At 74.0% G+C, this 23,736-nt stretch carries 25 protein-coding genes; 14 read left to right on the top strand and 11 right to left on the bottom strand.

What is annotated here, in order from left to right:
- Nucleotides 1-17: 17 nt before the first annotated feature.
- Nucleotides 18-1,181 (bottom strand): DMT family transporter, encoded by a 1,164-nt coding sequence (locus tag ACQP10_RS33255; RefSeq protein WP_433540320.1) that lies wholly within the window; start codon nucleotides 1,179-1,181, stop codon nucleotides 18-20.
- Nucleotides 1,182-1,248: 67 nt separating this feature from the next.
- Between ACQP10_RS33255 and ACQP10_RS33250 the strand changes: the two genes are divergently transcribed.
- From ACQP10_RS33250 to ACQP10_RS33230, 5 genes are all read left to right on the top strand, one after another.
- A complete protein-coding gene (locus tag ACQP10_RS33250) occupies nucleotides 1,249-2,703 on the top strand; it encodes a PLP-dependent aminotransferase family protein (RefSeq protein ID WP_433540319.1) in 1,455 nt (484 codons plus the stop codon).
- Nucleotides 2,704-3,035: 332 nt separating this feature from the next.
- Nucleotides 3,036-4,049, top strand: a complete 1,014-nt coding sequence (locus tag ACQP10_RS33245) for a TIM barrel protein (protein ID WP_433540318.1) — start codon at nucleotides 3,036-3,038, stop codon at nucleotides 4,047-4,049.
- A gap of 38 nt (nucleotides 4,050-4,087) precedes the next feature.
- Nucleotides 4,088-5,065, top strand: a complete 978-nt coding sequence (locus ACQP10_RS33240; RefSeq protein ID WP_433541960.1) for a class I fructose-bisphosphate aldolase — start codon at nucleotides 4,088-4,090, stop codon at nucleotides 5,063-5,065.
- The gene (gene iolB / locus ACQP10_RS33235) at nucleotides 5,062-5,880 is read left to right on the top strand and encodes a 5-deoxy-glucuronate isomerase (protein ID WP_433540317.1); all 819 of its coding nucleotides are present in this window, start codon (nucleotides 5,062-5,064) and stop codon (nucleotides 5,878-5,880) included. The genes ACQP10_RS33240 and iolB overlap by 4 nt, the downstream gene beginning before the upstream one ends.
- 184 nt (nucleotides 5,881-6,064) lie before the next feature.
- Nucleotides 6,065-6,667, top strand: a complete 603-nt coding sequence (locus tag ACQP10_RS33230; protein WP_346018982.1) for a DUF1707 SHOCT-like domain-containing protein — start codon at nucleotides 6,065-6,067, stop codon at nucleotides 6,665-6,667.
- Nucleotides 6,668-6,927: 260 nt separating this feature from the next.
- On the opposite strand, the gene glpX is transcribed toward ACQP10_RS33230, so the two are convergent.
- Nucleotides 6,928-7,962 carry a class II fructose-bisphosphatase gene (gene glpX, locus ACQP10_RS33225; RefSeq protein ID WP_179825438.1) on the bottom strand — a complete coding sequence of 345 codons (1,035 nt, stop codon included), beginning with the start codon at nucleotides 7,960-7,962 and terminating at the stop codon, nucleotides 6,928-6,930.
- A gap of 131 nt (nucleotides 7,963-8,093) precedes the next feature.
- Here glpX and ACQP10_RS33220 point away from each other — a divergent pair, with 131 nt between their 5' ends.
- The gene (locus ACQP10_RS33220) at nucleotides 8,094-8,711 is read left to right on the top strand and encodes a TetR/AcrR family transcriptional regulator (protein WP_346018983.1); all 618 of its coding nucleotides are present in this window, start codon (nucleotides 8,094-8,096) and stop codon (nucleotides 8,709-8,711) included.
- 152 nt (nucleotides 8,712-8,863) lie between these two features.
- Entirely contained in the window at nucleotides 8,864-9,397 is a 534-nt protein-coding gene (locus ACQP10_RS33215) for a DUF4245 domain-containing protein (RefSeq protein WP_179825434.1), read from the top strand.
- A 173-nt stretch (nucleotides 9,398-9,570) separates the two neighbouring features.
- On the opposite strand, the gene ACQP10_RS33210 is transcribed toward ACQP10_RS33215, so the two are convergent.
- The 3 genes from ACQP10_RS33210 to ACQP10_RS33200 form a co-directional block, all read right to left on the bottom strand.
- On the bottom strand, nucleotides 9,571-9,801 hold the full coding sequence (locus ACQP10_RS33210) for an exodeoxyribonuclease VII small subunit (RefSeq protein WP_179825432.1): 231 nt from the start codon (nucleotides 9,799-9,801) through the stop codon (nucleotides 9,571-9,573).
- A gap of 190 nt (nucleotides 9,802-9,991) precedes the next feature.
- Nucleotides 9,992-11,206: an exodeoxyribonuclease VII large subunit gene (xseA, locus tag ACQP10_RS33205; RefSeq protein WP_179825430.1), complete on the bottom strand. Its 1,215-nt coding sequence runs from the start codon at nucleotides 11,204-11,206 to the stop codon at nucleotides 9,992-9,994.
- Nucleotides 11,207-11,232: 26 nt separating this feature from the next.
- Nucleotides 11,233-12,372: a hypothetical protein gene (locus ACQP10_RS33200; RefSeq protein ID WP_433540316.1), complete on the bottom strand. Its 1,140-nt coding sequence runs from the start codon at nucleotides 12,370-12,372 to the stop codon at nucleotides 11,233-11,235.
- A 109-nt stretch (nucleotides 12,373-12,481) separates the two neighbouring features.
- Between ACQP10_RS33200 and ACQP10_RS33195 the strand changes: the two genes are divergently transcribed.
- Nucleotides 12,482-13,450: a 4-hydroxy-3-methylbut-2-enyl diphosphate reductase gene (locus ACQP10_RS33195; protein ID WP_346018986.1), complete on the top strand. Its 969-nt coding sequence runs from the start codon at nucleotides 12,482-12,484 to the stop codon at nucleotides 13,448-13,450.
- A gap of 196 nt (nucleotides 13,451-13,646) precedes the next feature.
- On the opposite strand, the gene ACQP10_RS33190 is transcribed toward ACQP10_RS33195, so the two are convergent.
- Together ACQP10_RS33190 and ACQP10_RS33185 are read right to left on the bottom strand one after the other, a co-directional pair.
- A complete protein-coding gene (locus ACQP10_RS33190) occupies nucleotides 13,647-14,171 on the bottom strand; it encodes a DUF6542 domain-containing protein (protein WP_346018987.1) in 525 nt (174 codons plus the stop codon).
- A 121-nt stretch (nucleotides 14,172-14,292) separates the two neighbouring features.
- Complete coding sequence (locus tag ACQP10_RS33185) at nucleotides 14,293-15,624, bottom strand: DNA recombination protein RmuC (protein ID WP_433540315.1); 1,332 nt, start codon at nucleotides 15,622-15,624, stop codon at nucleotides 14,293-14,295.
- Between the two features lie 129 nt (nucleotides 15,625-15,753).
- Here ACQP10_RS33185 and ACQP10_RS33180 point away from each other — a divergent pair, with 129 nt between their 5' ends.
- Nucleotides 15,754-16,638 carry a hypothetical protein gene (locus ACQP10_RS33180; protein ID WP_433540314.1) on the top strand — a complete coding sequence of 295 codons (885 nt, stop codon included), beginning with the start codon at nucleotides 15,754-15,756 and terminating at the stop codon, nucleotides 16,636-16,638.
- Nucleotides 16,639-16,649: 11 nt separating this feature from the next.
- Nucleotides 16,650-17,738, top strand: coding sequence for a redox-regulated ATPase YchF (ychF, locus tag ACQP10_RS33175; RefSeq protein WP_179825421.1), 1,089 nt, complete (start codon nucleotides 16,650-16,652; stop codon nucleotides 17,736-17,738).
- Between the two features lie 359 nt (nucleotides 17,739-18,097).
- Here ychF and ACQP10_RS33170 read toward each other — a convergent pair whose 3' ends face one another.
- The 3 genes from ACQP10_RS33170 to ACQP10_RS33160 are packed head-to-tail and all read right to left on the bottom strand — an operon-like array spanning nucleotide 18,098 to nucleotide 19,609.
- Nucleotides 18,098-18,394 (bottom strand): hypothetical protein, encoded by a 297-nt coding sequence (locus ACQP10_RS33170; protein ID WP_433540313.1) that lies wholly within the window; start codon nucleotides 18,392-18,394, stop codon nucleotides 18,098-18,100.
- A 2-nt stretch (nucleotides 18,395-18,396) separates the two neighbouring features.
- On the bottom strand, nucleotides 18,397-18,876 hold the full coding sequence (locus ACQP10_RS33165) for a hypothetical protein (protein ID WP_346018991.1): 480 nt from the start codon (nucleotides 18,874-18,876) through the stop codon (nucleotides 18,397-18,399).
- Nucleotides 18,877-18,919: 43 nt separating this feature from the next.
- Nucleotides 18,920-19,609, bottom strand: a complete 690-nt coding sequence (locus ACQP10_RS33160) for a DJ-1/PfpI family protein (RefSeq protein ID WP_399501686.1) — start codon at nucleotides 19,607-19,609, stop codon at nucleotides 18,920-18,922.
- A gap of 207 nt (nucleotides 19,610-19,816) precedes the next feature.
- Here ACQP10_RS33160 and ACQP10_RS33155 point away from each other — a divergent pair, with 207 nt between their 5' ends.
- The 3 genes from ACQP10_RS33155 to ACQP10_RS33145 all read left to right on the top strand — a co-directional run bounded on the left by ACQP10_RS33155 (nucleotide 19,817) and on the right by ACQP10_RS33145 (nucleotide 21,720).
- Nucleotides 19,817-20,818: a GlxA family transcriptional regulator gene (locus tag ACQP10_RS33155; protein WP_390003217.1), complete on the top strand. Its 1,002-nt coding sequence runs from the start codon at nucleotides 19,817-19,819 to the stop codon at nucleotides 20,816-20,818.
- Between the two features lie 99 nt (nucleotides 20,819-20,917).
- Nucleotides 20,918-21,121 carry a hypothetical protein gene (locus ACQP10_RS33150; protein WP_399501687.1) on the top strand — a complete coding sequence of 68 codons (204 nt, stop codon included), beginning with the start codon at nucleotides 20,918-20,920 and terminating at the stop codon, nucleotides 21,119-21,121.
- Nucleotides 21,118-21,720 (top strand): DUF3159 domain-containing protein, encoded by a 603-nt coding sequence (locus ACQP10_RS33145; protein ID WP_346018995.1) that lies wholly within the window; start codon nucleotides 21,118-21,120, stop codon nucleotides 21,718-21,720. Before ACQP10_RS33150 ends, ACQP10_RS33145 begins: the two co-directional genes overlap by 4 nt.
- A gap of 95 nt (nucleotides 21,721-21,815) precedes the next feature.
- Here the strand turns inward: ACQP10_RS33145 and ACQP10_RS33140 are convergent, their stop codons facing one another.
- Nucleotides 21,816-22,406, bottom strand: a complete 591-nt coding sequence (locus tag ACQP10_RS33140; RefSeq protein ID WP_346018996.1) for a TetR/AcrR family transcriptional regulator — start codon at nucleotides 22,404-22,406, stop codon at nucleotides 21,816-21,818.
- 100 nt (nucleotides 22,407-22,506) lie between these two features.
- Here ACQP10_RS33140 and ACQP10_RS33135 point away from each other — a divergent pair, with 100 nt between their 5' ends.
- Complete coding sequence (locus tag ACQP10_RS33135) at nucleotides 22,507-23,310, top strand: SDR family NAD(P)-dependent oxidoreductase (RefSeq protein WP_346018997.1); 804 nt, start codon at nucleotides 22,507-22,509, stop codon at nucleotides 23,308-23,310.
- The last annotated feature ends 426 nt before the right edge of the window (nucleotides 23,311-23,736 follow it).

Raw genomic sequence — 23,736 nt, 5'->3', positions numbered from 1 at the left:
CATCACGCTCCGGAACATCAGGGAAGACGGCGGACAGACGCCCCAGTGGCCGGTGAGCTGGCCGGAGCCTCCCGCGGAACTGCCACAGCAGCGGGTGAAGGTGCCCCACCAGCGGCGGGCGAGCCTGCCGCGCGCGAAGAGCCGCCAGTCCCACTGAGCGGTCCGCCGTACGGGTCGTCGCCCGGCCCGCCGGGCGGCTCGCCCGCGGGGTCCCGCGACGGGTCGGCGAGGGCGTCGCGCGGGGATGCCGCGGGGGAGCGGTGCGTTCCACCGAGCCCGATCGCGATCCCGGAGACCACCAGCGCCACCCCGAGCAGATCGGGGAGCGTGGGAGCACCCAGGCCCAGGACGGCGCCCGTGACGATGGCGCCCACCGGGATCAACCCGGCGAACAGCCCGGCGGTCCCGTGTCCGATACGGGGCAGCGCGTCGTACCAGAGGAGGAACGCCACGGTGGTCACGACCACCGCCTGGTACGCGAGACCCGCCGCCTCCGCCGCGGACGGCGCGCGCAGCATCGCCGTGCCGTCCGCGAGCCACCCGGTGCCCGCCAGCAGCGGTACGGCCAGCACCGACGAGTAGGCCGACACCCGCACCGCCCCGAACCGGGGCAGCAGCGGCACGGCCAGCAACGTGAAGGCCAGCTCGCAGCCCAGCGCGCCCAGCGACCACAGCAGGCCGGGAAGATCGCCGCTGCCCAGTCCGGTGGCCAGGGTGGTCCCCGTCACCACCACCGCGGCCGCCCCGACCGTCCGCGGCGAGGGACGCCCGCCGACCAGGGCCAGGACCAGCGGGACGGCGCCGAGGACGGTCCCGGGCAGCACCGGTCCGCCGTACCGGGTGGCCTCGATCACGCACACGTTGAAGAGGGCCAGCCCGAACAGCGCCAGCGTGACCAGCAGGGCCGCCTCCCGTGGGCGGGGCCGGAGGAACCGCAGGCCCGACGCGCGGGCGACGGCGAGCAGCAGCACGGCGGCCACCAGGTAGCGCAGAGCCTGGCCTCCGTAGACCGGATAGTCGCCGACCACGCCGGACACCCCCGCCAGCGTGCCGACCAGGAACATCCCCCCGGCCGCCTGCGCCGGACCGCGTATCTCCCGGCGTCCCCGGCCTCCGGGGAGTTCCGTGCGTTTCGGCCCCGGGCGGGCGGGGGAGCCGGTCGAAGTGACATTCGCGTTCACGCGGTGAATGCTATGAAGCCAATGGTCCCCTGTACGGGTCCAATGAAGCCGCGAAAATGAGGACCAATTGGCCGACCTGCACCTCACCATCGACCGCGCGGCGGGCGGGATCGCCGCTCAGATCGCCTGCGAGCTGCGCGAGGCCGTACGGCAAGGCCGGCTCGCCGCCGGAGAGCGGCTGCCGGCCAGCCGCGAGCTGGCCAGGGACCTGGGGCTGTCGCGCGGCGTGGTCGTGGAGGCGTACGAGCAGCTCGTCGCGGAGGGGTTCCTGCTCTCCCGGGTCGGCGCGGGCACCAGCGTGGCGCCGGCCGCGGGCCGGGCACAGCGGGAGTTCGGCACGTCGCCGCCGACCTGCGAGCCGTACTACGGCCGCCGCTCCACCACCCCCGAACTGGGCCTCTTCCCGCGCGAGAAGTGGCTCGCCTCGATCAGACGGGTGCTGACCGCGCTGCCCGCCGACGCGCTGGACTACGGCGATCCCGGCGGCGTCCCGGAGCTGCGCGAGGAACTGGCCGCCTACCTGGGCAGGGTCCGCGCGGCGGACGTCCGCCCGGAGAACCTGGTGATAGTGGGCGGGGTGGCCCAGGGGCTGAGCCTCACGGTCCGGGCCCTGGCCGGGCAGCCCCTCCAGGGCGGGGCCAGGAAGGACCTGGACTGGTTCGCCGACCGCGTCACGCGCCCCGAGCCGCCCCCCGCCCGGATCCGGCTGGCCGTCGAGGACCCGGTCAGCCTGCGCCAGCTCCCGCTGCTCCGTACGGCGGGGGCCGACCTGGTCACGGTGCCGGTGGACGAGGAGGGCGTCGACGTCCGCGCCCTGGCCGCCACCGGCGCGCGGGCGGTGCTGCTCACCCCGGCCCACCAGTACCCCACCGGAGTGGTGCTGTCCCCCCGCCGCCGCGCCGAGCTGATCGAGTGGGCCGTCGCGACGGACGCGACGATCCTGGAGGACGACTACGACGCGGAGCTCCGGTTCGACCGCGACCCGGTGGGCTGCCTGCAGGGGCTCGACCCCGGCCGCGTGGTCCTGGCCGGGAGCGTGAGCAAGTCGCTGGCGCCGGGGCTGCGGCTCGGCTGGGTGGTGGCGCCGCCGCCGATCGCCGAGTGGATACAGCGGGCCCGCGGCGAGCTGGACCTCGGCTCCCCGGTCCTGGAGCAGTACGCGCTGGCCGATCTCATCCGCGGCGGCGGCTACGACCGGCACCTGAGGAGGTTGCGCCGGGAGTACCGCGCCCGGCGCGACGCCCTGGTTCGGGCGCTGGCCGAGCACCTCCCCGAGGTCACGGTGCGCGGCGTCTCCGCGGGGCTGCACCTGCTCGCCGAGCTGCCCGGCGGCTGGGACGAGCCGTCGGCCGCCGAGGCGGCCTGGCGGTGCGGCCTCGTCGCCGAGCCGGTCGGCCCGATGCGGCGCGCGCCGGGGCCGCCCGCGCTGGTCATGGGGTTCGCCCGGCTGCCCGTCCACCGCGCGGCCGACGCCGTCCTGGCCTTCGCCCGCGAGCTCCGTGAGCTCCGTGAGCTGCGCTGAAGCTCCGCGAGCTCTGTGAGTCCTGTGAGTTCTGTGAGTTCCGCTGAAGCTCCGTGAGCTTCGTGGGCTCCGCTGACGGGCCGCCGCGGACCCGCCGCGGGCCGGCGGTCCGGGCGTCGGCGGATCGGCGGACCGCCGGTCCGGGTACCGGTAGATCCTTGGTATGTCCTGACAAACCTTGACTGGCCCGGATTCCTTGCCTAGAACAGGGGTTCCAGAGGCTTCTCCCACGGAGGCGTCATGCGCGGTGCTCTGCCGTACGTCAGCCCGACCGGACCGTTTCCCCCCGCGCCCCCGGTCGCGCGTCCCCGGCGTGGAACGGCGGTGGCCTCGTGAGGACGGCCGGAGCGCCCATCTCGTGGGGGGTGTGCGAGGTCCCCGGCTGGGGCCGCCAGCTCGACCGCTCCCAGGTGCTCGCCGAGATGCGCGACCTCGGCCTGACGGCCACCGAACTCGGCCCCTACGGCTTCCTGCCCCTCTCGCCGACGCGCTGCCGCGCCATGCTGGAGGGATACGGCCTGCGCGCCGTCGGCGGGTTCGTCCCCGTGATCCTGCACGAACCGCGCTACGACCCCCTCCCCGAGGTGCGCGCCACTCTGCGGTCGTTCCGGGACGGCGACGTGGAGGTGCTCGTGCTCGCCGCGGTCGCGGACGAGGAGGGCTACGACAAAAGGCACGCCCCGGGCGCCCAGGGCCGCGATGCCAGGCACGTCCCGGACGCCCAGGGCTGGAAGACCCTGCTGGCCAACCTGAAGCGGATCACGAAGGCCGCCGAGGAGTTCGGCCGTACGGTGGCCCTGCACCCGCACGTCGGGACCGTGGTGGAGAACGCCGAGGAGGTGGAGCGCGTCCTCGACGGCAGTGCCATGCCGCTCTGCCTGGACACCGGCCACCTGCTCGTCGGCGGCGCCGACCCCGCCGGGATGGTCGTCCGGGCCGCCGGGCGGATCGCGCACGTCCACCTCAAGGACGTCGACGCCGGTCTCGCCGCGCGGGTCAGGGCGGGGGAGACGCCCTACGCCCGGGCGGTGCGGGAGGGACTGTACCGGCCGCTGGGCCGGGGCGACGTGGACGTCGCGGGTGTCGTCACCGGCCTGGCCGCCGCCGGATACGACGGGTGGTACGTCCTGGAACAGGACGTCATGCTCGACCGGGAGGACGACGACGTCCCCCGGCGGAACATGGCGGAGAGCCTGGCCTACCTGCGGGAACTCGACGGCGGATCGGCTGCCGCTTCCGGTGGCGGCGCGCCCCGCGACGGTGGATCGGCCGCCGCTCCCGGCGGCGACGCACCCCACGTTGACGGCCCCCGCGACGACGGGCCGGCCGCCGGGGGACGCGGGTGAGCGAGGCCGTGCCCGCGCCCGGCCGGGTCGCCGCGCGCCTGCGCGAGGAGGACCACCGGAACCTGCTCGACACCCGCGCCCGCTTCCCCGAGCGCATCGCGCAGGCCGCGGCCGCGCGGCGGCGCAGAAGCCCCCTGGAGGGGCGCGGCCAGATCCTCGTCATCGCCGCCGACCACCCGGCCCGCGGCGTGCTCGGCGTGGGCGGGCGGCCCCTCGCCATGGGCAGCCGGGTGGACCTGCTGGAACGCCTGTGCACGGCGCTGTCCCGGCCGGGCGTGGACGGCCTGCTGGCCACCCCCGACGTCGTCGAGGACCTGTTGCTGCTCGGCGCGCTGGAGGGCAAGCTCGTCATCGGCTCCATGAACCGGGGCGGCGTGCAGGGGGCGGCGTTCGAGTTCGACGACCGTTTCACCGCCTACGACACCGCCTCGATCGTCCGGATGGGCCTCGACGGCGGCAAGATGCTCTGCCGGATCGGCCTGGACGACCCCGCCACCGCCGCCACCCTCGAATCCTGCGGCCGGGCGATCACCGAGCTGGCCGCGCACGGCCTGATCGCGATGGTCGAGCCCTTCTGGTCGCGGCGGGGGAAGCGGGGCGTCGTCCACGACCTGTCCGCCGAGGGCGTCATCCACGCCATCCACGTCGGCCAGGGGCTCGGCGCGACCTCCGCGCGCACCTGGCTGAAGATCCCGGTGGTGGAGGGGATGGAGCGGGTCGTGCGGGCCACCACGCTGCCGACGCTGCTTTTGGGCGGTGATCCGGGGGAAACGCCCGAGCGTGCCTATGCCGCGTGGCGCGCGGCGCTCCGGCTTCCCGGCGTGCGGGGGCTTGTGATCGGCCGCGCGTTGCTGTACCCCTCCGATGACGACGTGGCCGCGGCCGTGGACACGGCCGTGGGGATGCTGGAGGTTGCACCGATGAGCGAGCGACCCGACCGCGACACCCGATCCGGGCCCGCCCGGACGCCGCACGCCGGGCCTGCCGCCCAGGTTCCGGCCGAGGAGGCGCCATGACGTTCGTCCCGGCGGGCAGCACGGCACGGTCCCCCTGGGCCCTGTGGATCACCCCTGAGACGGCGGGCTGGGCCTACACCGGCCTCCGCGTGCTCTGCCTGTCCGGCGAGAGCGTCGACTTCACCACCGGCGACGAGGAGATGCTGGTCCTGCCGCTGTCGGGCTCGTGCGAGGTCCGCTGCGACGGGGTACGGCTCGTCCTGCACGGCCGTACCTCCGTCTTCTCCGAGGTCAGCGACTTCGTCTACCTCCCCGTCGGCGCGACCGTACGGATCACCGGCTCGGGCCGCTTCGCGTTCCCCGCCGCCCGCGCGCGGCGCAGCTTCCCCGTCCGGTACGGCGCGGCGCGCGACGTCCCCGTCGAGATCCGCGGGGCCGGGCAGGCCACCCGGCAGGTCAACAACTTCTGCGCGCCGGACGCCTTCGACTGCGACCGGCTGGTCGCGGTGGAGGTGCTGACCCCGGGCGGCAACTGGTCGTCCTACCCGCCGCACAAGCACGACACCGCCTCCGCGTGCGAGGCGGTGCTGGAGGAGATCTACTACTTCGAGGGCGGTCCTGGCTACCAGCGGGTCTACGGCGGCCACGAGACGCTGACGGAGGTGGCGGGCGGCGACGTGGTGCTCGTCCCGCGCGGCTACCACGGCCCGTCGATGGCCGCCCCCGGCTACGACCTGTACTACCTCAACGTCCTGGCCGGACCCGCCGAGAAGCGGACCATGGCCTGCGCCGACGATCCCCGGCACGCCTGGGTCCGCTCCTCCTGGGCCGAGCAGACGATCGACCCGCGCGTCCCCATGGCCAAGGCGCCGTGATGGGCGTGGGACCCGCTGACCGGGGCGGCGCGGGAGCGCCACGAGGGCGCCGTGATGGGCGTGGGACCCGCTGACCGGGGCGGCGCGGGAGCGCTACGAAGGCGCCGGACGCGACCGGCGCCCCCGCCTCCGAGACCGTACCGAGGGTCCGCTCCCCGCCGTCGCGGCGGCTAGGGTCGGATGCGTGGAAAGTTCTCAGCCTCCGGTGGTCCCCGGGCGCGGGGGAGAGCCCCGCCCCGGCGACCTGCGGGCGGGCAGCGCCGACCGGGAGCGGGTGGCCGCCGTGCTCGGCGACGCGCTCGCCGACGGGCGACTCGACCCCGTCGAGCACGAGGAGCGGATCGAGGCGCTCTACCGGGCCCGCACGCTCGGCGAGCTCACCGTGCTCACGACCGACCTGCTTCCTCCCGAGGCCCAGCCGCTGCGGACCGACATCCGCGCGGTGACGGCGTTCTTCGGCTCGCAGGAGCACTCGGGGCGCTGGGTGGTGCCCACCCGCTTCCCCGCGACCGCGATCTGCGCCAACGTCACGCTCGACCTGCGCGAGGCCATGCTGCAGTCGAGCCGCGTCACCGTCCAGGCCACGGTGCTGTGCGGAACCCTCACGCTGATCGTCCCGGAGGGCGTCCGGATCGAGATGGCCGCCTCGACCGTCATGGGCGGCACGCACAACCAGGTGCCGCCCGCGCCCGGCGGCCCGGTCATCGAGATCACCGGGCTGGTCGGCCTGGGGAGCGTCGTGGCCAAGCCGCCCAAGCGCCCGCGCCGCTCCTGGTTCCGCCGCTGACGGCTCTGCCGCCGGACCGCCGCCGGACCGCCGCCGAACCGCCGCCGGACCGCCGCCCGGGACCCGTGGGCGGCGGTTCGACGGCGGGACACGCGCGTCCCGCACCGGGTCCGGGCCCGCTCCGCGCCGGGCCCGCTCCGCGCCGGGCCCGCTCCGCGCCGGGCCCGCTCCGCGCCGGGCCCGCTCCGCGCCGGGCCCGCTCCGCGCCGGGCCCGGTCCGCGCCGGGCCCGCTCCGTGCCGGGTTCGGCTCGCGCCGGGCTCAGCTCGCGCTGTCGAAGTTGATCGCGCTGTAGGCGCGCAGCTTCCAGAGCTGGTGCTCGCTCTCGATCCTGCGGATCGTTCCGGACCGGCCCCGCATGACCAGGGAGTTGGTCACGGCGTACCGGCCGTGGTAGCGGACGCCCTGCATGAGCTCGCCGTCGGTGATCCCGGTGGCCGCGAAGAACACGTCGTCGGACCTGACCAGGTCGTCGGTGGTCAGCTTGGCGTCCAGGTCGAGGCCGGCGTCCAGCGCCCGGCGCCGCTCGGCGTCGTCCTGCGGCCACAGCCTGCCCTGGATGACACCGCCCAGGCACTTGATCGCGCAGGCCGCGATGATGCCCTCGGGGGTGCCGCCGATGCCGAGCATCAGGTCCACGCCGGTGCCGCGGCGGACGGCCATGATCGCGCCGGCCACGTCGCCGTCGGTGATCAGCTTGATCCGCGCGCCGGCCTCCCGGACCTCCCTGATGATCTTCTCGTGGCGGGGCCGGTCGAGGATGACCACGGTCACGTCCGACGGCTCGCCGCCCTTGGCACGTGCCACGGCGGCGACGTTGTCGGCCACGGGAGCGTCGATGTCCACCGCGTCGGCGGCATCCGGGCCGGTGACGAGCTTGTCCATGTAGAAGACGGCCGAGGGGTCGTACATCGAGCCGCGCTCGCTGACCGCGATGACCGAGATCCCGTTCGGCATGCCGAGGGCGGTCAGGCGGGTGCCGTCGATCGGGTCCACGGCGACGTCGCACTCGGCGCCGCTGCCGTCCCCCACCTCCTCGCCGTTGTAGAGCATCGGCGCGTTGTCCTTCTCGCCCTCGCCGATCACCACCACGCCCTTCATCGACACGGTGTTGATCAGCTGGCGCATCGCGTTCACCGCGGCGCCGTCGGCGCCGTTCTTGTCGCCGCGCCCGACCCAGCGGGCGGCGGCCATCGCGGCGGCCTCGGTGACCCGGACCAGCTCCAGGGCGAGGTTGCGGTCGGGCGCGTGCTCACCCGTGGCGAGTGCGGCGGGGACGGACGTCTGGTCGGACATGGAGAAGGGCCCCTCTCGTCGATTACGACAACGATCGTAGTTGTCCCCCTTTTCTGCCCGGCCGGGGAGGATAATGTGCCGTCTCGACTCCATCTCCCGCCCGAGGGCGGGGGCCTTCGCGGAGGTGACGGATGAGCGGCGACACGATACGGCCCGCGGCGCGGCCGGTGACCGGCGCGTCCCCGCGGAGCTCCGAGCGGGGCGCCGCCACGCGCGTCGCGCTCCTGACGGCCGCGCGGGAGACCTTCGTCGAGAGCGGCTTCGCCGAGGCGGGGGTCACCGACGTCGTCGCGCGGGCCAGGGCCAGCGTCGGCAGTCTCTACCACCACTTCTCCGGCAAGGCCGACCTCTACCTGACCCTGTTCGAGGAGTTCCAGACCCGCCAGACCCAGCGGACCAGGCAGGCCGTCCAGGAGGCCCGCGCCGCGGGGGAGGGCGACCCGATGCGGCTGTTCATCGCCGGCGCCCGCGCCTACCTGGAGGGGTGCCTGGCCGAACGCGAACTGGCCGCGCTGTTCCTGCGCGGAGACGGGCCGCCCGGCTTCGAGGTCGTCATGCGCGACCGGCTGCGTCAGTGGGCCAAGCGCAACGCCACCCTCTTCGAGGGGGACGAGGGCGCGCTGGTGGTGGTCCTCACCGGGGCGCTGGCCGCCGCCGTGTCGGAGGTCGCCCTGTCGGAGGACGAGGCCGCCTCCCGCGGTCTGGTCGAGGACGCGCTGGCCATCATCGGGCAGATCCGCCGCCCCTGAACCCCCACGGACCGCCCCCTCCGGGAAGGTACGGTCCTCCGGGGGTTTCCCGGGAGTCCCCGGAGCCCCGCAGTCCCCGCAGTCCCCGGGATGCCGCGGCGGGTGTGCCCCGGAGGGCGGACCGCCCCGCCGGACGGATAGTCTCGACAATCGTGCGACGTTTCACTCAGGGTTTCTACGGCTACGCGTTCGCGATGCTCGTCTGCCTCGCGGCCGTGGGCCTCTTCCTGCTGGTCACGCCGCAGAGCAGGACCGAGCACATTCCCAGGATCGACTACTCGATGGACGTCGCCAACCTGCGCCGCACCGCGCCGTACGAGGTGTGGGCGCCGTCCCAGGTGCCGGCCGGCTGGATTCCGACCAGCTCGCGGGCGGCCCAGGAGAAGGACACGACGACGTGGCGGCTCGGGTTCGCCACCGCCCGGCGCTCCCACGCGATGCTCGCCCAGAGCAACGGGAAGCCCGCCGCCGACTTCGCCTCCCGGATGGCCAACACCACCGAGGTCACCGGGAACGTCCAGATCGGCGGCGCGACCTGGGAGCAGCGCTTCCGCAAGGACAAGAACCAGCGCTCCCTCGTCCGGCTCCTGCCCGACGCCACCGTCGTCGTCACCGGCACCGCCCAGTGGGACGAGCTGACCACCCTGGCCGCCTCCCTCAAGCAGCAGCCGAAGCCGACCCCGTAACGCCGCGCGGCCCGGACACGGGGACCCACCCGTCGAAGCCTGAGCCGCCCGGACCGGACGGCCGGAAGGGAGCCGCCCCGAAGCCGCGCGGCCGGAGCCGCCGTGAACCGGCCGGGTCGGCCGTGAGCCGGGCGGGTCAGGGGCGGAGGTCCCGGAAGGCGGGCGGTCCGGGGTCAGAAGGGCGAGTCACCCGACAGGTCGGGCTGGCGGCGCTGCGCCATGGCGGCGGCGAGCTTCACCCGCGCGCCCTGGAGCCACTCCTCGCACACGGTCGCGAGCCTCTCGCCGCGCTCCCACAGCTCGATCGACTGCTCCAGCGTCAGCCCGCCCGCCTCAAGGCGGCGGACCACCTCGGTCAGCTCCTCGCGCGCCTGCTCGTACGACGGTGTCTTCTCATCGGCCACGTACCCACCATAGGCCGTACGGCCCGGCTCCCCGGCCTTCCCACAACCGCCACGGCCGTCACAGCCGTCACGGCCGTGTTCGCGACGGAACGCCCGCCCCGGCGCCACCAGCCTGCCCCGGGGCCGCCCCGGGACCTTCCCGCTCGCCGTCCGTTCGGCCCCAGGCGCCGGGCGGTATTCCGCCCGGCGGTCAGCCCGTCGGCTCCGGGTCCCTCCGGACCGTCACCCGGTCGTCGGAGAACCGGACCGTCAGCTCCTCGCCGGGGGCGGTGTCGCGGGCCAGCCGTACGACGTCGCCCGACGGGCGCTGCACGATCGCGTAGCCGCGCTCCAGGGTCGCGGCGGGCGACAGCGCGACCAGGCGGGCCCGCAGGTGCGTCAGCGAGTCTCCCGCCCGGTCCAGGGAGGCGGTCAGGCAGCGCCTGGCGCGATCCCTGAGCTGATCGGCCTGCTCGGCACGGCGCTCCAGCTCGCGGACCGGGTCGGCGAGCGAGGGGCGGGAGCGGACCGCGGACAGCCAGGCCGTCTCGCGGTCCAGCCAGCCGGCGGTCACCCGGCGCCCCCGGTCGCGGAGCTGGCGGATGAGGGTGAGCTGCTCGCCCACATCCGGGACGATCTTCTTGGCGGCGTCCGTGGGCGTGGAGGCCCGCACGTCGGCCACCAGGTCGAGCAGCGGGTTGTCCTGCTCGTGGCCGATCGCGCTGACCACCGGGGTCCGGCACGCGGCCACCGCCCGGACCAGCGACTCGTCGGAGAAGGGCAGCAGGTCCTCCATGGACCCGCCGCCCCGGGCGACCACGATGACGTCGACCTCGCCGTCCGCGTCGAACTTGCGCAGCGCCTCGGTGACCTCGGTGACCGCGTACGGTCCCTGCACCGCCACCGGCTCGACCTTGAACCGCACGGCCGGCCAGCGGCGCCGGGAGTTCTCCAGCACGTCGCGCTCGGCGGCCGAGTCGCGGCCGCAGATCAGCCCGATCGTGCCGGGCAGGAACGGCAGCCTCCGCTTGCGGTCCACCCCGAACAGCCCCTCGGCGGCGAGCACCTGGCGCAGCCGCTCCAGCCGGGCCAGCAGCTCGCCCACGCCCACCGGGCGCATCTCCAGCGCGGTGAACGCGAAGGAGCCCCGGTTGACCCAGAAGTCGGGCTTCAGGTGCATGACGACCCGGGCGCCGTCCACCGGCCGGGGGACCGTCGCCTCGTAGACGCCGCGCGGGCAGGTGACCCGGGCCGACATGTTGGCCACCGGGTCGCGCAGCGTCAGGAACACCGTGCCGCCGCGCGCGGTCAGCTCGGTGATCTGCCCCTCGACCCAGACGGTGCCGAGCTTGCCGATCCAGCCGCCGACCATCTGCAGGACCGTGCGGACCGGCAGCGGCTGCTCCGGTGTCGTCTTCGAGCTCATGGCCGGAGCCTACGCGTCGCCGGCGCCTACTCGGCGGCCTCCAGCTTGGCCAGGCGGTTCTCGTACATCCGCACGACCTCCGGCCGGGCCGCGGTGGCCCGCTCGTAGGCCAGCAGCAGCCGGACCTGCTCGGCGGACTTGCCGCGCATCCGGGCGCGCAGCGAGGCGACCGTCAGCTGGCCGTACCCGGGCATCGGCTCCTCGGGCACCTCGACGGTCGCGGCGGGCGGCTCGACGCCCTCGGGCCTGGCGGCCTTCGTGCCGGTGACCTCGACCACGGGGGTGTCGGCCTCGCCGGGCGTGGCGACGTGGACCTCGGTGACCTCGACCTCGGCGGCCGGCGGCGCGACGACGGCGGCCCCAACGGCCCCAACGGCCCCGGTGGACTCGGCGGCCGGGGACTCGACGAGCCTGGGCTCCGCGGTCCCGGCGGGCTTCTCCCCGGCCTCCGGCGCGGCGGTCCCGGCGGCCTTCGGCTTGGCGGTCCTGGGCTTCGTGGCCTTGGGCTCAGCGGCCTTGGGCTTGGCGGCCTTCGGCTCGGCGGCCCGGGCCCCGGCGGGCTCCTGCTTCGCGGTCTCGGGCTCGGCCACCTTGGCTTCCGCGGTCTCGGGCTCGGCCACCTTGGCTTCCGCGGCCTCGGGCTTCGCGGCCTCGGGCTTCGCGGCCTCGGGCTTCGCGGGCTCCTGCTTCGCGGTCTCGGGCTCCGTGACCTCGGGCTCGGCGGCCCTGGGCTTGGCCGGGGCGAAGATGACCGGCTCGGGGCGGGCCTTGGCGCCGTTGGACCCCGTCCCGGCCTCCCCGGCGGGGGCGGCCTCCTCGTCCCGGGACGCGGCGCTCTCCGGGCGCGGGGCGAAGATGACCGGAGCGCGGCGCGGCTTCTCGCGCGGCTCCTCCTCGGCCTCCCGTGCCGTGTCCTGCCCGGCCGGTCCCGTCTGTCCGGCCGGCCCGCGCCGCTCCGCGGCCTCCTCCTGCTCCTCCTGGTTCGTCAGCCGCTTGATCGTGCCCCGCACGCGGTCGCCGAGCAGCAGGGCCTGGCCGACCCCGCTCAGCGCCGACTGGAGTACGTAAAGAGGCAGGTCCTTGGCCTTCTCCTTGAACTGCTCGCGGCTGGAGAGTGCTTCGCGGACGTTTCTGGTGACATCTCGGATGATGTTGGGGACCGTCATGTCGTCTCCCTGGAGGTCTGTTCCCGACTACATAGTCTGGCAAGACCGTGTCGGCTGAGTTCGTCGATGGGTGGGCGGGCCCGGCGGTGGCTCCACGTAGCATGAGAACATGACTTTCGAGACCCCCGCGACTCGACGCGTTCTGGTGGCCAGGCCGCGCGGTTACTGCGCCGGCGTCGATCGCGCGGTCCAGGCCGTGGAGAAGGCGCTGGAGCTGTACGGCGCGCCGGTCTACGTGCGCAAGCAGATCGTCCACAACACCCACGTGGTCCGGACGCTGGAGAAGCGTGGGGCGATCTTCGTCGAGGAGACCGAAGAGGTGCCCGAGGGCGCCATCGTCGTCTTCTCCGCCCACGGGGTCTCCCCGGCGGTTCACCGGGAGGCCGCCGCGCGCGGTCTGCGGACCATCGACGCCACCTGCCCGCTGGTGACCAAGGTGCACAACGAGGCCAGGCGCTTCGCCTCCCAGGACTACGACATCCTGCTCATCGGCCACGAGGGGCACGAGGAGGTCGAGGGCACCGCCGGTGAGGCGCCCGACCACATCCGGCTGGTCGACGGCCTCGGCGCCGTCGACACCGTCGAGGTCAAGGACCCCGACCGGCTCGTGTGGCTGTCGCAGACCACGCTGTCGGTCGACGAGACCACCGAGACGGTCACGCGGCTGAAGGAGCGCTTCCCCAACCTGATCGACCCGCCGAGCGACGACATCTGCTACGCCACCCAGAACCGCCAGGTCGCGGTGAAGGAGATCGCGGCCGAGGCCCAGCTCGTCATCGTCGTCGGCTCCCAGAACTCCTCCAACTCCAAGCGGCTGGTGGAGGTCGCCCTCGACCACGGGGCCGACGCCTCCCACCTGGTCGACGACGCCTCGTTCATCAGGGACGAGTGGCTCGACGGCGTCACCACGGTGGGCGTGACGAGCGGCGCCTCGGTGCCCGAAGACCTTGTCGACGGGGTCCTGGCCCACCTCGCCGAGCGCGGCTTCGCCGACGTCGAGGAGGTCGAGTCGGTGCAGGAGAGCGTCCGCTTCGCGCTCCCGCACGAGCTGCGCAAGGACCTGCGCGCCGGCGTCTGACCCCGCTTTCCCCCGCGTTCGCCGTACGGCGGGCGCGGGGCCGCCCGGCTCGCCGTACGGGGGAGGACCCGCTGGAGAGCGGAGACCGCTCCTGAGCAGAACCGCCCGGCCCGCCGTACGGGGGAGGACCCGTGGCCGACCGGGCGTGCGGAAGGACGGTCGCGCGAAAGGACGTCCGGCCGTGAGGAAAGGCCGCTCAGGCGTCCTCGCGCGGCGTGCCGTACACCTTCGGCTCGAAGTAGCCCTCCGGCTCGGGCGCGAAGGCGCCGCTCTCGCTCCGGCGCGGGCGCGGGACGGCGGGGCCGCCTGCCCGCAACTCCTCGCGCAACTCCCGCACGCACCCGGCCAGGCCGCGTCGCCAGGCGACGACCAGCACCAGCAGCGAGCCGCCGAACAGCCAGGGGGCGCCCGCCGACAGCGTGGTGAACAGCCCCAGGCCGAGCGTCTGGAGCGGCGAGGCCGCCCCCAGGGACCTGAGGGCCTCGGCGAGCAGCGTCGCCACGAAGAAGACCAGCGGCGGCGAGACCACCAGGGTGAGCAGGTCACGCCGGTTCACCAGGGCCACCGCCACGGCGCACCCGGCGACGAACGCCACCCCGGTCAGGGCGGGCGACCCGAACAGCGCCTGCAGGACGCAGCCCAGCAGCGTGAACGCCAGCACGGAGACCACGGCGCCCCGGGCGGTCAGCCGGACGCCGCCACCCCGCCCCCGCTCACTCACGCGATCACCCCGCCAAGCGGCCGTCCGTCGCCTAGACCGTTCACCACTCGCTCCCTCGGACCCCGTCCCTCGTCACCGGTCCCGTGCCGCGGCGCCGGGTCTCGCGGTCCACGGGGAACGGTTAGGACAGATCGTTCGCCAACTTACCGTTCAACCGGGACACAAGAGGCGAGCTTGGCTTCTCTTCTCCCGGCGGTTCCGGTTCTCCCAGCAGTTCCGGGGCGGTGAGGGCGCGGGCGAGGTCCTCGACCGGCCGGGGCGTGTCGAGGTCGCCCTCCACCAGTCCCAGGTCGTTCAGTTTGCGCGCGCTCACCAGCACCCGGGTCTCCAGCGAGCCGACGGCCCGGTTGTAGGACTCCACGGCCCGGCTCAGGGACCGGCCCAGCGTCTCCACGTTCCGCCCCATGCTGCCCAGCCGCTCGTACAGCTCCTTGCCGAGCTCGAAGACCGCCCGCGCGTTCTCGCTGAGCGCGGCCTGCTGCCAGGCGTACTGCGCGGTGCGGAGCATGGTGATCAGCGTGGTGGGGGTGGCGATGTGGACCCGCCGCCGCATGGCGTGCTCCAGCAGTCCCGGGTCGCGCTCCAGCGCCGGGGCCAGGAACGCCTCGCCCGGGATGAACAGCACCACGAACTCCGGCGCCGGGCTGAACGCCTGCCAGTAGCTCTTGGCGGCGAGCCGGTCCACGTGCTCGCGCACGTGCCGGGCGTGGGCGTCGAGCCGGGTGGCGCGGTGGCCGGGCTCGCCGGACTCGGCGGCCTCCAGATAGGCGGCCAGGGAGACCTTGGAGTCGACCACGATGTTCTTGCCGCCGGCCAGTCGTACGACCATGTCGGGGCGGAGCGCGCCGTCGGCGGTGGTGACGCTCGCCTGCTCGTCGAAGTCGCAGAACCGCTGCATGCCCGCGATCTCGGCGACCCGGCGAAGCTGCAGCTCACCCCAACGGCCCCGGGCCTCCGGCCGCTGCAGGGCGCGGACCAGCGTGTCGGTCTGGAGGCGGAGCCGGTCGTTGCTCTTGCGGACGATGTCGATGTGCCTGGCCAGCTCGGCGTGCGCGGCGCGGCGGCCCGACTCGGCGTCGCGCAACTGCGCCTCGACCCGGGCCAGGGTGTCCTTCAGCGGCTCGACCAGGTGCTCGACGGCCTGCTTGCGCCGTTCCAGCTCCCCGGCGGCCTCGGCGCGGCCCGCGGCCATCCGGGACTCGGCCATCTCCAAGAACCGCAGGTTGCTGGCGTCGAGGGCGCGGGCCGACAGGGCCTGGAACCGTTCGGCGAGCTGCTCCTCGACGTAGGCGGCCTTGTCCTCGGCGGCCTTGGCGCGCGCCTCGGCCTCGGCCACGCGGGCACTCGCCTCCGCCGCCCCGGAGGCGGCGCGCGCCCTGCCGAGCAGGAACCCGATCGCGAGCCCCGCGGCGAGACCCATGGCGAGCTGGAAGACGAGTGCCGTGACATCCACCCCGGAATGATCGCAGGCCCGGCGGTTCCCGGCCTTCCGACACGCCTTTCCGGCCGGTCACGCATTTCACCTGCGAGAGCACGTATCGTCACTCTTGGTATCCGTTCCCGTGCGAAGGGTGGTGGCTCGGTGGGGGTGAAAGGCTCGCAGCCGAAGACGGCGCTGGCCCTCGTCGGAGCGATCCTCGTCGTGCTGGTGGCGGTCGTCGCCGCGAGCGTGTACGTCTCCGGGCGCACCAGCCCGCGTCCCGCCCCGGGTGCCCTCTCGCTGCTCTGGGAGAGGGGGGCCTGCGTGAGCCGGGACGGCGTCCGGTTCGGCCTGGTGCCGTGCGGGTCGGCCGACGGGCGGGTGCTGTCCGTGGTCGGCGACCGGCCCGAGGACTGCCCGGCCGACACCGACGAGATCGTCGGGCTCATGGAGGTCCCCGCCGGGACCACCCCCGCCCCGCCGTCCCCGGTCACCGGTTCCTCCGCGTCGCCGGCCTCCACGGTCTCCCCGACACCCGGTTCCTCCGCGTCGCCGGCATCACCGGCCCCGTACAGCCGTACGGCGTGCGTCCGCAACCTGGCCGCCCCGCACCCGGGCGACGCCGGCGCGGGAGGCGGGGTGCTGCGCGCCGGCGACTGCGTGACCGCGCGCGGCGGGGAGCGCCCGTGCTCCGCGGGAGGCTGGTACGGCAGGGCGCTGGCCGTGGTGGACCGGGCCGGGCAGTGCCCCGCGGCCACGCTCGACTCCCTGGCCGCCGGCCCCCGCACGATCGTCTGCCTGGGCCGGGAGGGCAGGATCCCCGCGGTGGGCGACTGCGTGGCGGAGCCGCGCGACCGGGCAGAGACCCGGGGCGCGCTCGGCAGGATCTCCTGCGGCTCGGCCCGGGCGTGGGCCAAGGTGACGGCCAGGACCACCGCCGCCGCCCTCTGCCCGCCCGGATCCGACCGTTATCTGCAGACGAGCGGGCAGGCCGTCTACCGCCCTGTGACCTGTCTGCGGCGGATAGCAGTGCGTGATTCCCCGTAAACTCGGCTGACGTGAGCCTGAGCATCGGCATCGTCGGACTTCCCAACGTGGGCAAGTCGACGCTTTTCAACGCGCTGACCAAGACCGCCAACGCCCTGGCGGCGAACTACCCGTTCGCCACCATCGAGCCCAACGTGGGTATCGTCGGCGTTCCCGACCCGCGCCTGGAGAAGCTGGCCGAGATCTTCGGCTCCGCGAAGATCCTCCCGGCGAAGGTGGAGTTCGTCGACATCGCCGGCCTGGTCCGGGGCGCCTCCGAGGGGCAGGGGCGCGGCAACCAGTTCCTCGCCAACATCCGTGAGACCGACGCCATCTGCCAGGTCATCCGGGTCTTCGGCGACCCCGACGTGACCCACGTGGACGGCGCCGTCTCGCCCGAGCGCGACATCGAGACGATCAACACCGAGCTGATCCTCGCCGACCTGCAGACCCTGGAGAAGGCGATCCCGCGCCTCCAGAAGGAGGCCCGGACCAACAAGGACCGCCGGGCCGCGCTGGAGGCGGCCGAGGCGGCGGCCAAGCTCCTCGACGGCGGCACCACCCTGTACGCCGGGGCCAAGGGCGCCGGCATCGACCAGGCCGACCTGCGCGACCTGCACCTGCTGACGGCCAAGCCGTTCCTGTACGTCTTCAACCTGGACGCCGACGAGCTGACCGACGCCGAGCTGCGGGCCCGCCTGTCGGCGCTCGTCGCGCCGGCCGAGGCCGTGTTCCTGGACGCCAAGATCGAGTCCGAGCTCGTCGAGCTCCCCGACGACGAGGCGCTGGAGCTCCTGCAGTCGGTCGGTCAGGAGGAGTCGGGCCTGTCACAGCTCGCCAGGGTCGGGTTCGAGACCCTCGGCCTGCAGACCTACCTGACCGCCGGCCCCAAGGAGACCCGGGCCTGGACGATCCGCAAGGGCGCCACCGCCCCCGAGGCGGCCGGGGTCATCCACACCGACTTCCAGCGGGGCTTCATCAAGGCCGAGATCGTCTCCTTCGACGACCTGGTCGAGACGGGCTCCATCGCCGCCGCCCGCCAGGCGGGCAAGGCCCGCATCGAGGGCAAGGACTACGTGATGCGCGACGGCGACGTGGTGGAGTTCCGCTTCAACGTGTGATCGGTTCGATGCCGCGGACCGGGCGCTTCGCCGAGTTCGCAGGCGGTAAGGGGTCGGCCTCTCCGGGGGCCGGCCCCTTCGCCGTTTCCGGCGCCGGGGGTACTGGGATTTCTGGCCCTTCGGGCATTCGCCCTGCTCATGAGTATTCGGTACCACTGTCGGAAAGGGTCGGGTCATGGCCGTAACCGCGTGCGAAGCCCGCAAGGCTCTCTTTCCATTGATCAAGCAGGTCAACGAGGGTCACGAGGCCGTCGAGATCGTCTCCGAGCACGGCAACGCCGTGCTCGTCGCGCCCGCGCCGCCGCAGCCGCCCGCCGCGGCAGGACGCGGCCGGCGGCTTTCCGGAATGGGGGAGGCGTTCAGGACGGGACCGTTTCCTCGCCGTCCCGGCCGTGCAGCCCGGTGGTCCGGGCGCGGTCGAGCAGGCGCAGCGCGAGGAGGCCGCCGACGCCGGGGAGGAGGGAGGCCGCCCTGACGGCGGTCGTGGCCTGTCCGACACGCCAGGCCGCCACGACGACGAAGAGGTAGGCGCAGCCGTGGGCCGGGCCCATCAGGGAGGAGACGGGCTTCAGGTGCACGGTGGCGATGTTGCTCAGCATGATGATCAGCGAGGCGAGTTCGAGGTGCGCGGCGACGCGCAGGTGGCGAACGTCCACGGTCACACCCCGGTGGTGGAGCCGGGGCGGATGATCATCAGTACGGTGACCGTGGCCCACAGCAGGTTGAAGACACCGGTGAGCATGGACAGGCGGCCGGGCACACGGAGGTCGGGACCGGCGGTCGCGTCCCCCAGGGCCGCGAGCTCACGGCTCTGGGCGGGCAGGATCAGCAGGGCCAGGACGGCGGCGGCCGCGGCGGTCAGCGAGATCGAGGCGATCAGCCATCCGTCGCCCAGGACGCCGAGGCTGCTCGCCGTGGCGAACCCGAAGACGGGCACGCCGATGCCGACGGTCGCGTACACCCGGCAGATGCGGTGCAGCGTCCGCAGGGTGGCGAGCGCGTCCCGGTCACCGGGGACGTCGCCGGAGACACGGTGGGCGCGGCGAAGGGCCGGGGGGAACATGCCGGCGGCGACGGTGACCGGGCCGACGGCCACGACGGCGACCAGGACGTGCAGGGAGAGAAAGAGTTTCGTCATGTTCAGTGCTCGGTTGCCTGGAGGGCGCGGGTGGTCTCGGCGGTCACAGGGCGGCGGGGACGGGTCCCCGGGCGCGCCAGACGGTGCCGCGGCGTTCGTGGGCGAACAGTTCCTCGACGGCGTGGGCGATCCGGGGGCCGATCTCGCGCTCCAGCAGGTACAGGCCCAGGTCGAGCCCGGAGGTGACGCCGGCGCCGCTGACGAGGTCGCCGTCGTCGACGACGCGGGCGCGCACCGCGTGGGCGCCGGTCGCGCCGAGCGCGTCCATGCCCAGGTGGTGGGTCGTGGCATGGCGTCCTCCCAGCAGACCGGCCATGGCCAGCAGGAGCGAGCCGCCGCACACCGTGCAGACCGTCACCTCCGGGTTCTCCATGGCCGCCTTCAGCAGCACGGGCAGCTCGGTGGTCAGGGCGCGGCCCAGCCGTACGGGGACGGACTCGTCCCGCTGCCGATCCCCGGTGCCCGCGTCCGGGCCGGGCGCCTCCCCTGGCCCTCCGACGCGGCCCGAGGCGCCGGGGACCAGGACCAGACCCGCGCGTCCGGGATCGAGGGCGGCGGTGGCGCGCAGCACCAGCCCGCCGGTACCGCTGACCACCTCGCGCGGCCCTTCGGCGGAGACCAGTTCCACGGTCACCGCGCCCGCGGAGGCGGTGCCGCCGGCGTGGAGCACCTCGTAGGGAGAGACGACATCGAGCGGATCGAAGCCGTCGAACAGGACGATCTGGGCGTGCATGGGGATCCTTCGGATGCGGGACGTCCGGCCGGCCGCCGGATACGCCCCGAACGTAACGGGCCGCCACCTTCCTCTCCCAGTGGCATTCATGACAGCCTCCAACGGGATAGTGCCAACATCGGGAGAAGGCCGCCACGCTGCACCGGGACGGCGATCCCAGGGAGCCGGGACCGGGCGTGACGCCCGGCGGGGCGATAGATTCCGGCCATGCACACCGTCGCCGTTCTCGCGCTCGACCAGGTGATCCCGTTCGATCTCTCCACCCCGATCGAGGTCTTCACCCGTACCCGGCTTCCGGACGGGCGCCCCGGCTACCAGGTCCGCGTGTGCGCCGAGCGGCCGGAGACCGACGCCGGCGCCTTCACCCTGCGCGCGCCCTGGGGCCTCGACGGGCTCAGGGGTGCGGACACGATCATCGTGCCCGGCACCGCCGCACCGGAGACCCCGCTCACCACGGAGGTCCGCGACGCGCTGCGAGCCGCCGCCGCGGACGGCACGCGCATCGCCTCTATCTGCTCGGGCACCTTCCCCCTGGCCGCCACCGGCCTGCTGGACGGTCTGCGGGCCACCACCCACTGGGCCGCAGCCGACCTCCTGGCCGCCGCCCACCCGGAGGTCGACGTCGATCCGGGTGTCCTGTACGTCGACAACGGGCAGATCCTCACCTCGGCCGGCGCCGCCGCGGGCCTGGACCTGTGCCTGCACATGATCCGCCGCGACTACGGCTCGGCCGTGGCCGCCGACGCCGCCCGCCTGTCCGTCATGCCCCTCGAACGCGAAGGCGGGCAGGCCCAGTTCATCGTCCGCGACCACCCGCCCACCCCGCAGGGCTCCACCCTCGACCCCCTGCTCGCCTGGCTGCAGGACAACCTCGGCCGCGAGCTCACCCTCGCCGACATCGCCGCCCACGCCCGGGTCAGCACCCGGACCCTGATACGCCGCTTCAGCGAGCAGACCGGCACCACCCCGCTCCAGTGGCTCCACCGGGCCCGCGTCCGGCAGGCCCAGCACCTCCTGGAGACCACGCACCACTCCGTCGAGCGCATCGCCGCCCAGGTCGGCTTCGGCTCGCCCACGGCCTTCCGCGACCGTTTCAAGCGCACCACAGGTGTCAGCCCCCACACCTACCGCCGCACCTTCGGCCGGCACCCGTCCGCGACCCGTGACCCACGTCACCGCCAGGGCCGCGGCATGGCGACATCCCGTTGAAACGTGGCGCTCACCCCTACGAACGCCGTGCCCGCCGGCTCGTAGCGTCGAGCCGGAGCCGGTGACCGCCGGCTCCCCGTTCGACGAAGGCTCTTCCACATGCACGTTCACATCGCGTCGTCCGACGGGCTCGGCCCGGTCGGCGTCATCGCGCCCTTCGATCGGGTGCTCCACGTCACCGGCGACGGCGGCACGCTCGCCGGCGTCTCCGAAGCCGGTCTCCTCCCCTGTTCGGAGCTCACCGGCTCTCCGGAGCTCACCGGCCGGCGCCGGTCCGCCGGCGCGGACGAAGGTCTTCGATGAGGACGCCGGACGGGATGTCCCCGGCCGGTGTCGTGGCCGCGGCGGCACCCACCCTCGTGTTCCTCGTCGCGAACCAGATCGGCGGCCTGCGTCCGGCGGTCGTCGCCACGGCCGTGACCGCGGCGCTGATCCTCGCCTGGCGGCTGTGGACCCGGCGGCAGGTCCGGCACGCGGTCGTCGGTGCCCTGCTGGCGGCGGCCTGCGCGGCGGTCGCCGCCGGGACGGGACAGGCGCGTGGCTTCTTCCTGCCCCCGATGCTGGTCCCGGCCCTTGCCGCGGCGGCGTGCCTGTTGTCGCTCGTGGCCGACCGGCCGCTGGCCGGCCTGGTGGCGAACCGGATCGTGGGCGGTCCGCCGCGGTGGCGTTCGCATCGCGGACTGCGCCGCTTCTACGCGGTGACCACGGTGCTGATCGCGCTGGTGAGCCTGGTGAGCCTGGCCGCGCAGGTACTGCTGTACCAATGGGGAGAGGTCGCCTGGCTGGGGATCCTGCACGTCCTCATGGGCCCGGTATGGGGCGCCGTGACGGCACTGTCCATCGTGCTGTCCCGCAGGGCGGTGACCAGGGAGCGCGACGCCGCCGAGAGCGCCGGTTCCTGACGGCCGGCTCGTCGGCCGCGGTGAGCCGAAGGCCGTGGAGGGCGAGACGGGGACGTCCGTACCGCCGGGGCGCGGCCGTCCGTACGGCCGGCGGCTCAGTCCTCTCCGTCGATGAGGCGCTGGATGGCGGCTCCGTACCGGGCGGCCAGGCTCGCCCGGTCGGCGCGGCCGAGCACCGGGTCCCGCACCACGTGCAGGGAGGTGAGCAGGCCCCCGATCTGGGCCGCGATCAGATGGGCCCGCAGTTCGGCGTCGCCGCCGCGGAGCCGGCCGACCAGCGGGACGGCGAAGGCCCTCTCGATGGTCTCGCGCAGGGTCTGCTGGACCGGCGCCCGCTCCGAGGCGCGGAAGAGCGCGGACAGCGAGGTCACCGCCAGGGTTCCCGCGTGGGAGGAGGAGAGATCGAGCACGTGCTCGACGAGGGCCCGTCCGAGGCTCTCCAACGGCCCGTCCATGACCGCGGCCACCGGCAGGTCGACGGTCATGACCTCCAGGAAGAGCCGCTCCTTGGAGCCGAAGTAGCGGATGACCAGAGCCGCGTCCACGCCGGCGCGGGCGGCGATGGCCCGGATGCCCACCGCGTCGAAGCCGCCGTCCGCGAAGAGCTCGCGCGCCGCCTCGGAGATCGCCTGCCGGGTCGCCGTCGCCGACCGGCGGCGTGCCGGGCCCTGTGGTCGCACCGCCACGGACGGTCCCCTTTCCGCTCCCGTCGAGAGATTGGTCATCATAGATGACATACGATGTCATCACTGTTGACAAACTGATGGGGGAGCGGGGGACCGTTCGATGGACCGCCTGAAGGAGAAGGTCGCGCTGATCACCGGAGCCGGCAGCGGCATCGGCCGCGCCGCCGCGCTGCTGATGAGCGCGCAGGGCGCCCTGGTCGCCGTGGCCGACCGCGACGGGGACGCCGCGCGGGAGACGGCCCGGCTGGTCGAGGCCGCCGGCGGCCGCGCGCTCCCGCTGACGGTCGACGTCATGGACGAGGACTCCGTGGCCGGCATGGTGGGCGCCACCGTCGGCGAGTTCGGCCGCCTGGACGTGCTCTGCAACCACGTCGGCGGCACGGACCCGCGCGCGGACCTGGACCTGCTGCGGCTGGACATGGCCGAGTTCGACCGCGCCGTCGCCCTCAACGTGCGCAGCACGCTCCTGGGCTCCCGGCACGCGATCCCCCACATGATCCGGGCCGGCGGCGGGTCGATCATCAACACCGCCTCGGTGGCCGGCCTGGTCGGGGACGTCGTGCAGATCTCCTACGGCGCGGTGAAGGCCGCCGTCATCAACCTCACGAAGTCGATCGCCGTGCAGTACGGCCCGCACCGCGTGCGCTGCAACGCCGTGGCGCCGGGCGCGGTGGTCACCCCCGCCCTGCTGGACAACCTGCCCCGGGACGTCGTCGACGACCTCAAGCGCACGAACGCCCTGCCCTACCTCGGCAGCCCGGAGGACATCGGCCACACCATGGTCTTCCTCGCCTCCGACGAGTCGCGCTACCTCACCGGGCAGCTCATCGTCGTCGACGGCGGCATGACCGTCCAGTCCCCCGCCGCCCCGGGACGCCGGGCCATGCTCCCGCCCGGCGACTGACCCCCGTACGGCCCGCGCTTCCGTGGAGAGGACGCCCGGGGGCGTGCGACCGGCCCCCGTGCGGGTTCGGCTCCCGCGCGCGGCCTGTTCCCGCGGGCACGCGACCCGCCTTCGCGGGCGTCCTGCCGCGCCGCGATCCCCCGGACGGGCCTGATCGGCTGATCAGGCCCGTTTCGTCATTCGGTGACGCTGAGTAATGCTTTCCGGGATAAATGCGCAGGTCGAGACAGTCTCGGTGCTGTTTGGTGAGCAATGCGTGGCGTTTCGGTAATCGGGGCATGCGCCGACCTGGAGAAATATGTTTTCTCCCCGCGAACGGCGCAGGTCACCACGCCGTCCACATCCCAGACCCGGTTTGCTCGGTAAGGACGATGCCTGCAGCATAGGCGTGGCTTTCCTGGAACAATCGGCGAGGCGGTTAGAGTA

This window comes from Streptosporangium sandarakinum, assembly GCF_050942225.1.
GTDB classification, from domain to species: Bacteria; Actinomycetota; Actinomycetes; order Streptosporangiales; family Streptosporangiaceae; genus Streptosporangium; species Streptosporangium nondiastaticum.
Note: the sequence above shows the minus strand (reverse complement) of the source record. Positions and strands in the feature narration are given on the sequence as shown.

Excerpts from the sequence above, each read along its gene's own strand:
- ACQP10_RS33160 (WP_399501686.1), bottom strand. The coding sequence starts at position 19,609 with ATGCACGCCCAGATCGTCCTGTTCGACGGCTTCGATCCGCTCGATGTC.
- ACQP10_RS33150 (WP_399501687.1), top strand. The coding sequence starts at position 20,918 with ATGCACGTTCACATCGCGTCGTCCGACGGGCTCGGCCCGGTCGGCGTC.
- ACQP10_RS33155 (WP_390003217.1), top strand. The coding sequence starts at position 19,817 with ATGCACACCGTCGCCGTTCTCGCGCTCGACCAGGTGATCCCGTTCGAT.
- ACQP10_RS33220 (WP_346018983.1), top strand. The coding sequence starts at position 8,094 with ATGAGCGGCGACACGATACGGCCCGCGGCGCGGCCGGTGACCGGCGCG.
- ACQP10_RS33145 (WP_346018995.1), top strand. The coding sequence starts at position 21,118 with ATGAGGACGCCGGACGGGATGTCCCCGGCCGGTGTCGTGGCCGCGGCG.
- glpX (WP_179825438.1), bottom strand. The coding sequence starts at position 7,962 with ATGTCCGACCAGACGTCCGTCCCCGCCGCACTCGCCACGGGTGAGCAC.
- ACQP10_RS33195 (WP_346018986.1), top strand. The coding sequence starts at position 12,482 with ATGACTTTCGAGACCCCCGCGACTCGACGCGTTCTGGTGGCCAGGCCG.
- ACQP10_RS33135 (WP_346018997.1), top strand. The coding sequence starts at position 22,507 with ATGGACCGCCTGAAGGAGAAGGTCGCGCTGATCACCGGAGCCGGCAGC.
- iolB (WP_433540317.1), top strand. The coding sequence starts at position 5,062 with ATGACGTTCGTCCCGGCGGGCAGCACGGCACGGTCCCCCTGGGCCCTG.
- xseA (WP_179825430.1), bottom strand. The coding sequence starts at position 11,206 with ATGAGCTCGAAGACGACACCGGAGCAGCCGCTGCCGGTCCGCACGGTC.
- ACQP10_RS33165 (WP_346018991.1), bottom strand. The coding sequence starts at position 18,876 with ATGACGAAACTCTTTCTCTCCCTGCACGTCCTGGTCGCCGTCGTGGCC.
- ACQP10_RS33200 (WP_433540316.1), bottom strand. The coding sequence starts at position 12,372 with ATGACGGTCCCCAACATCATCCGAGATGTCACCAGAAACGTCCGCGAA.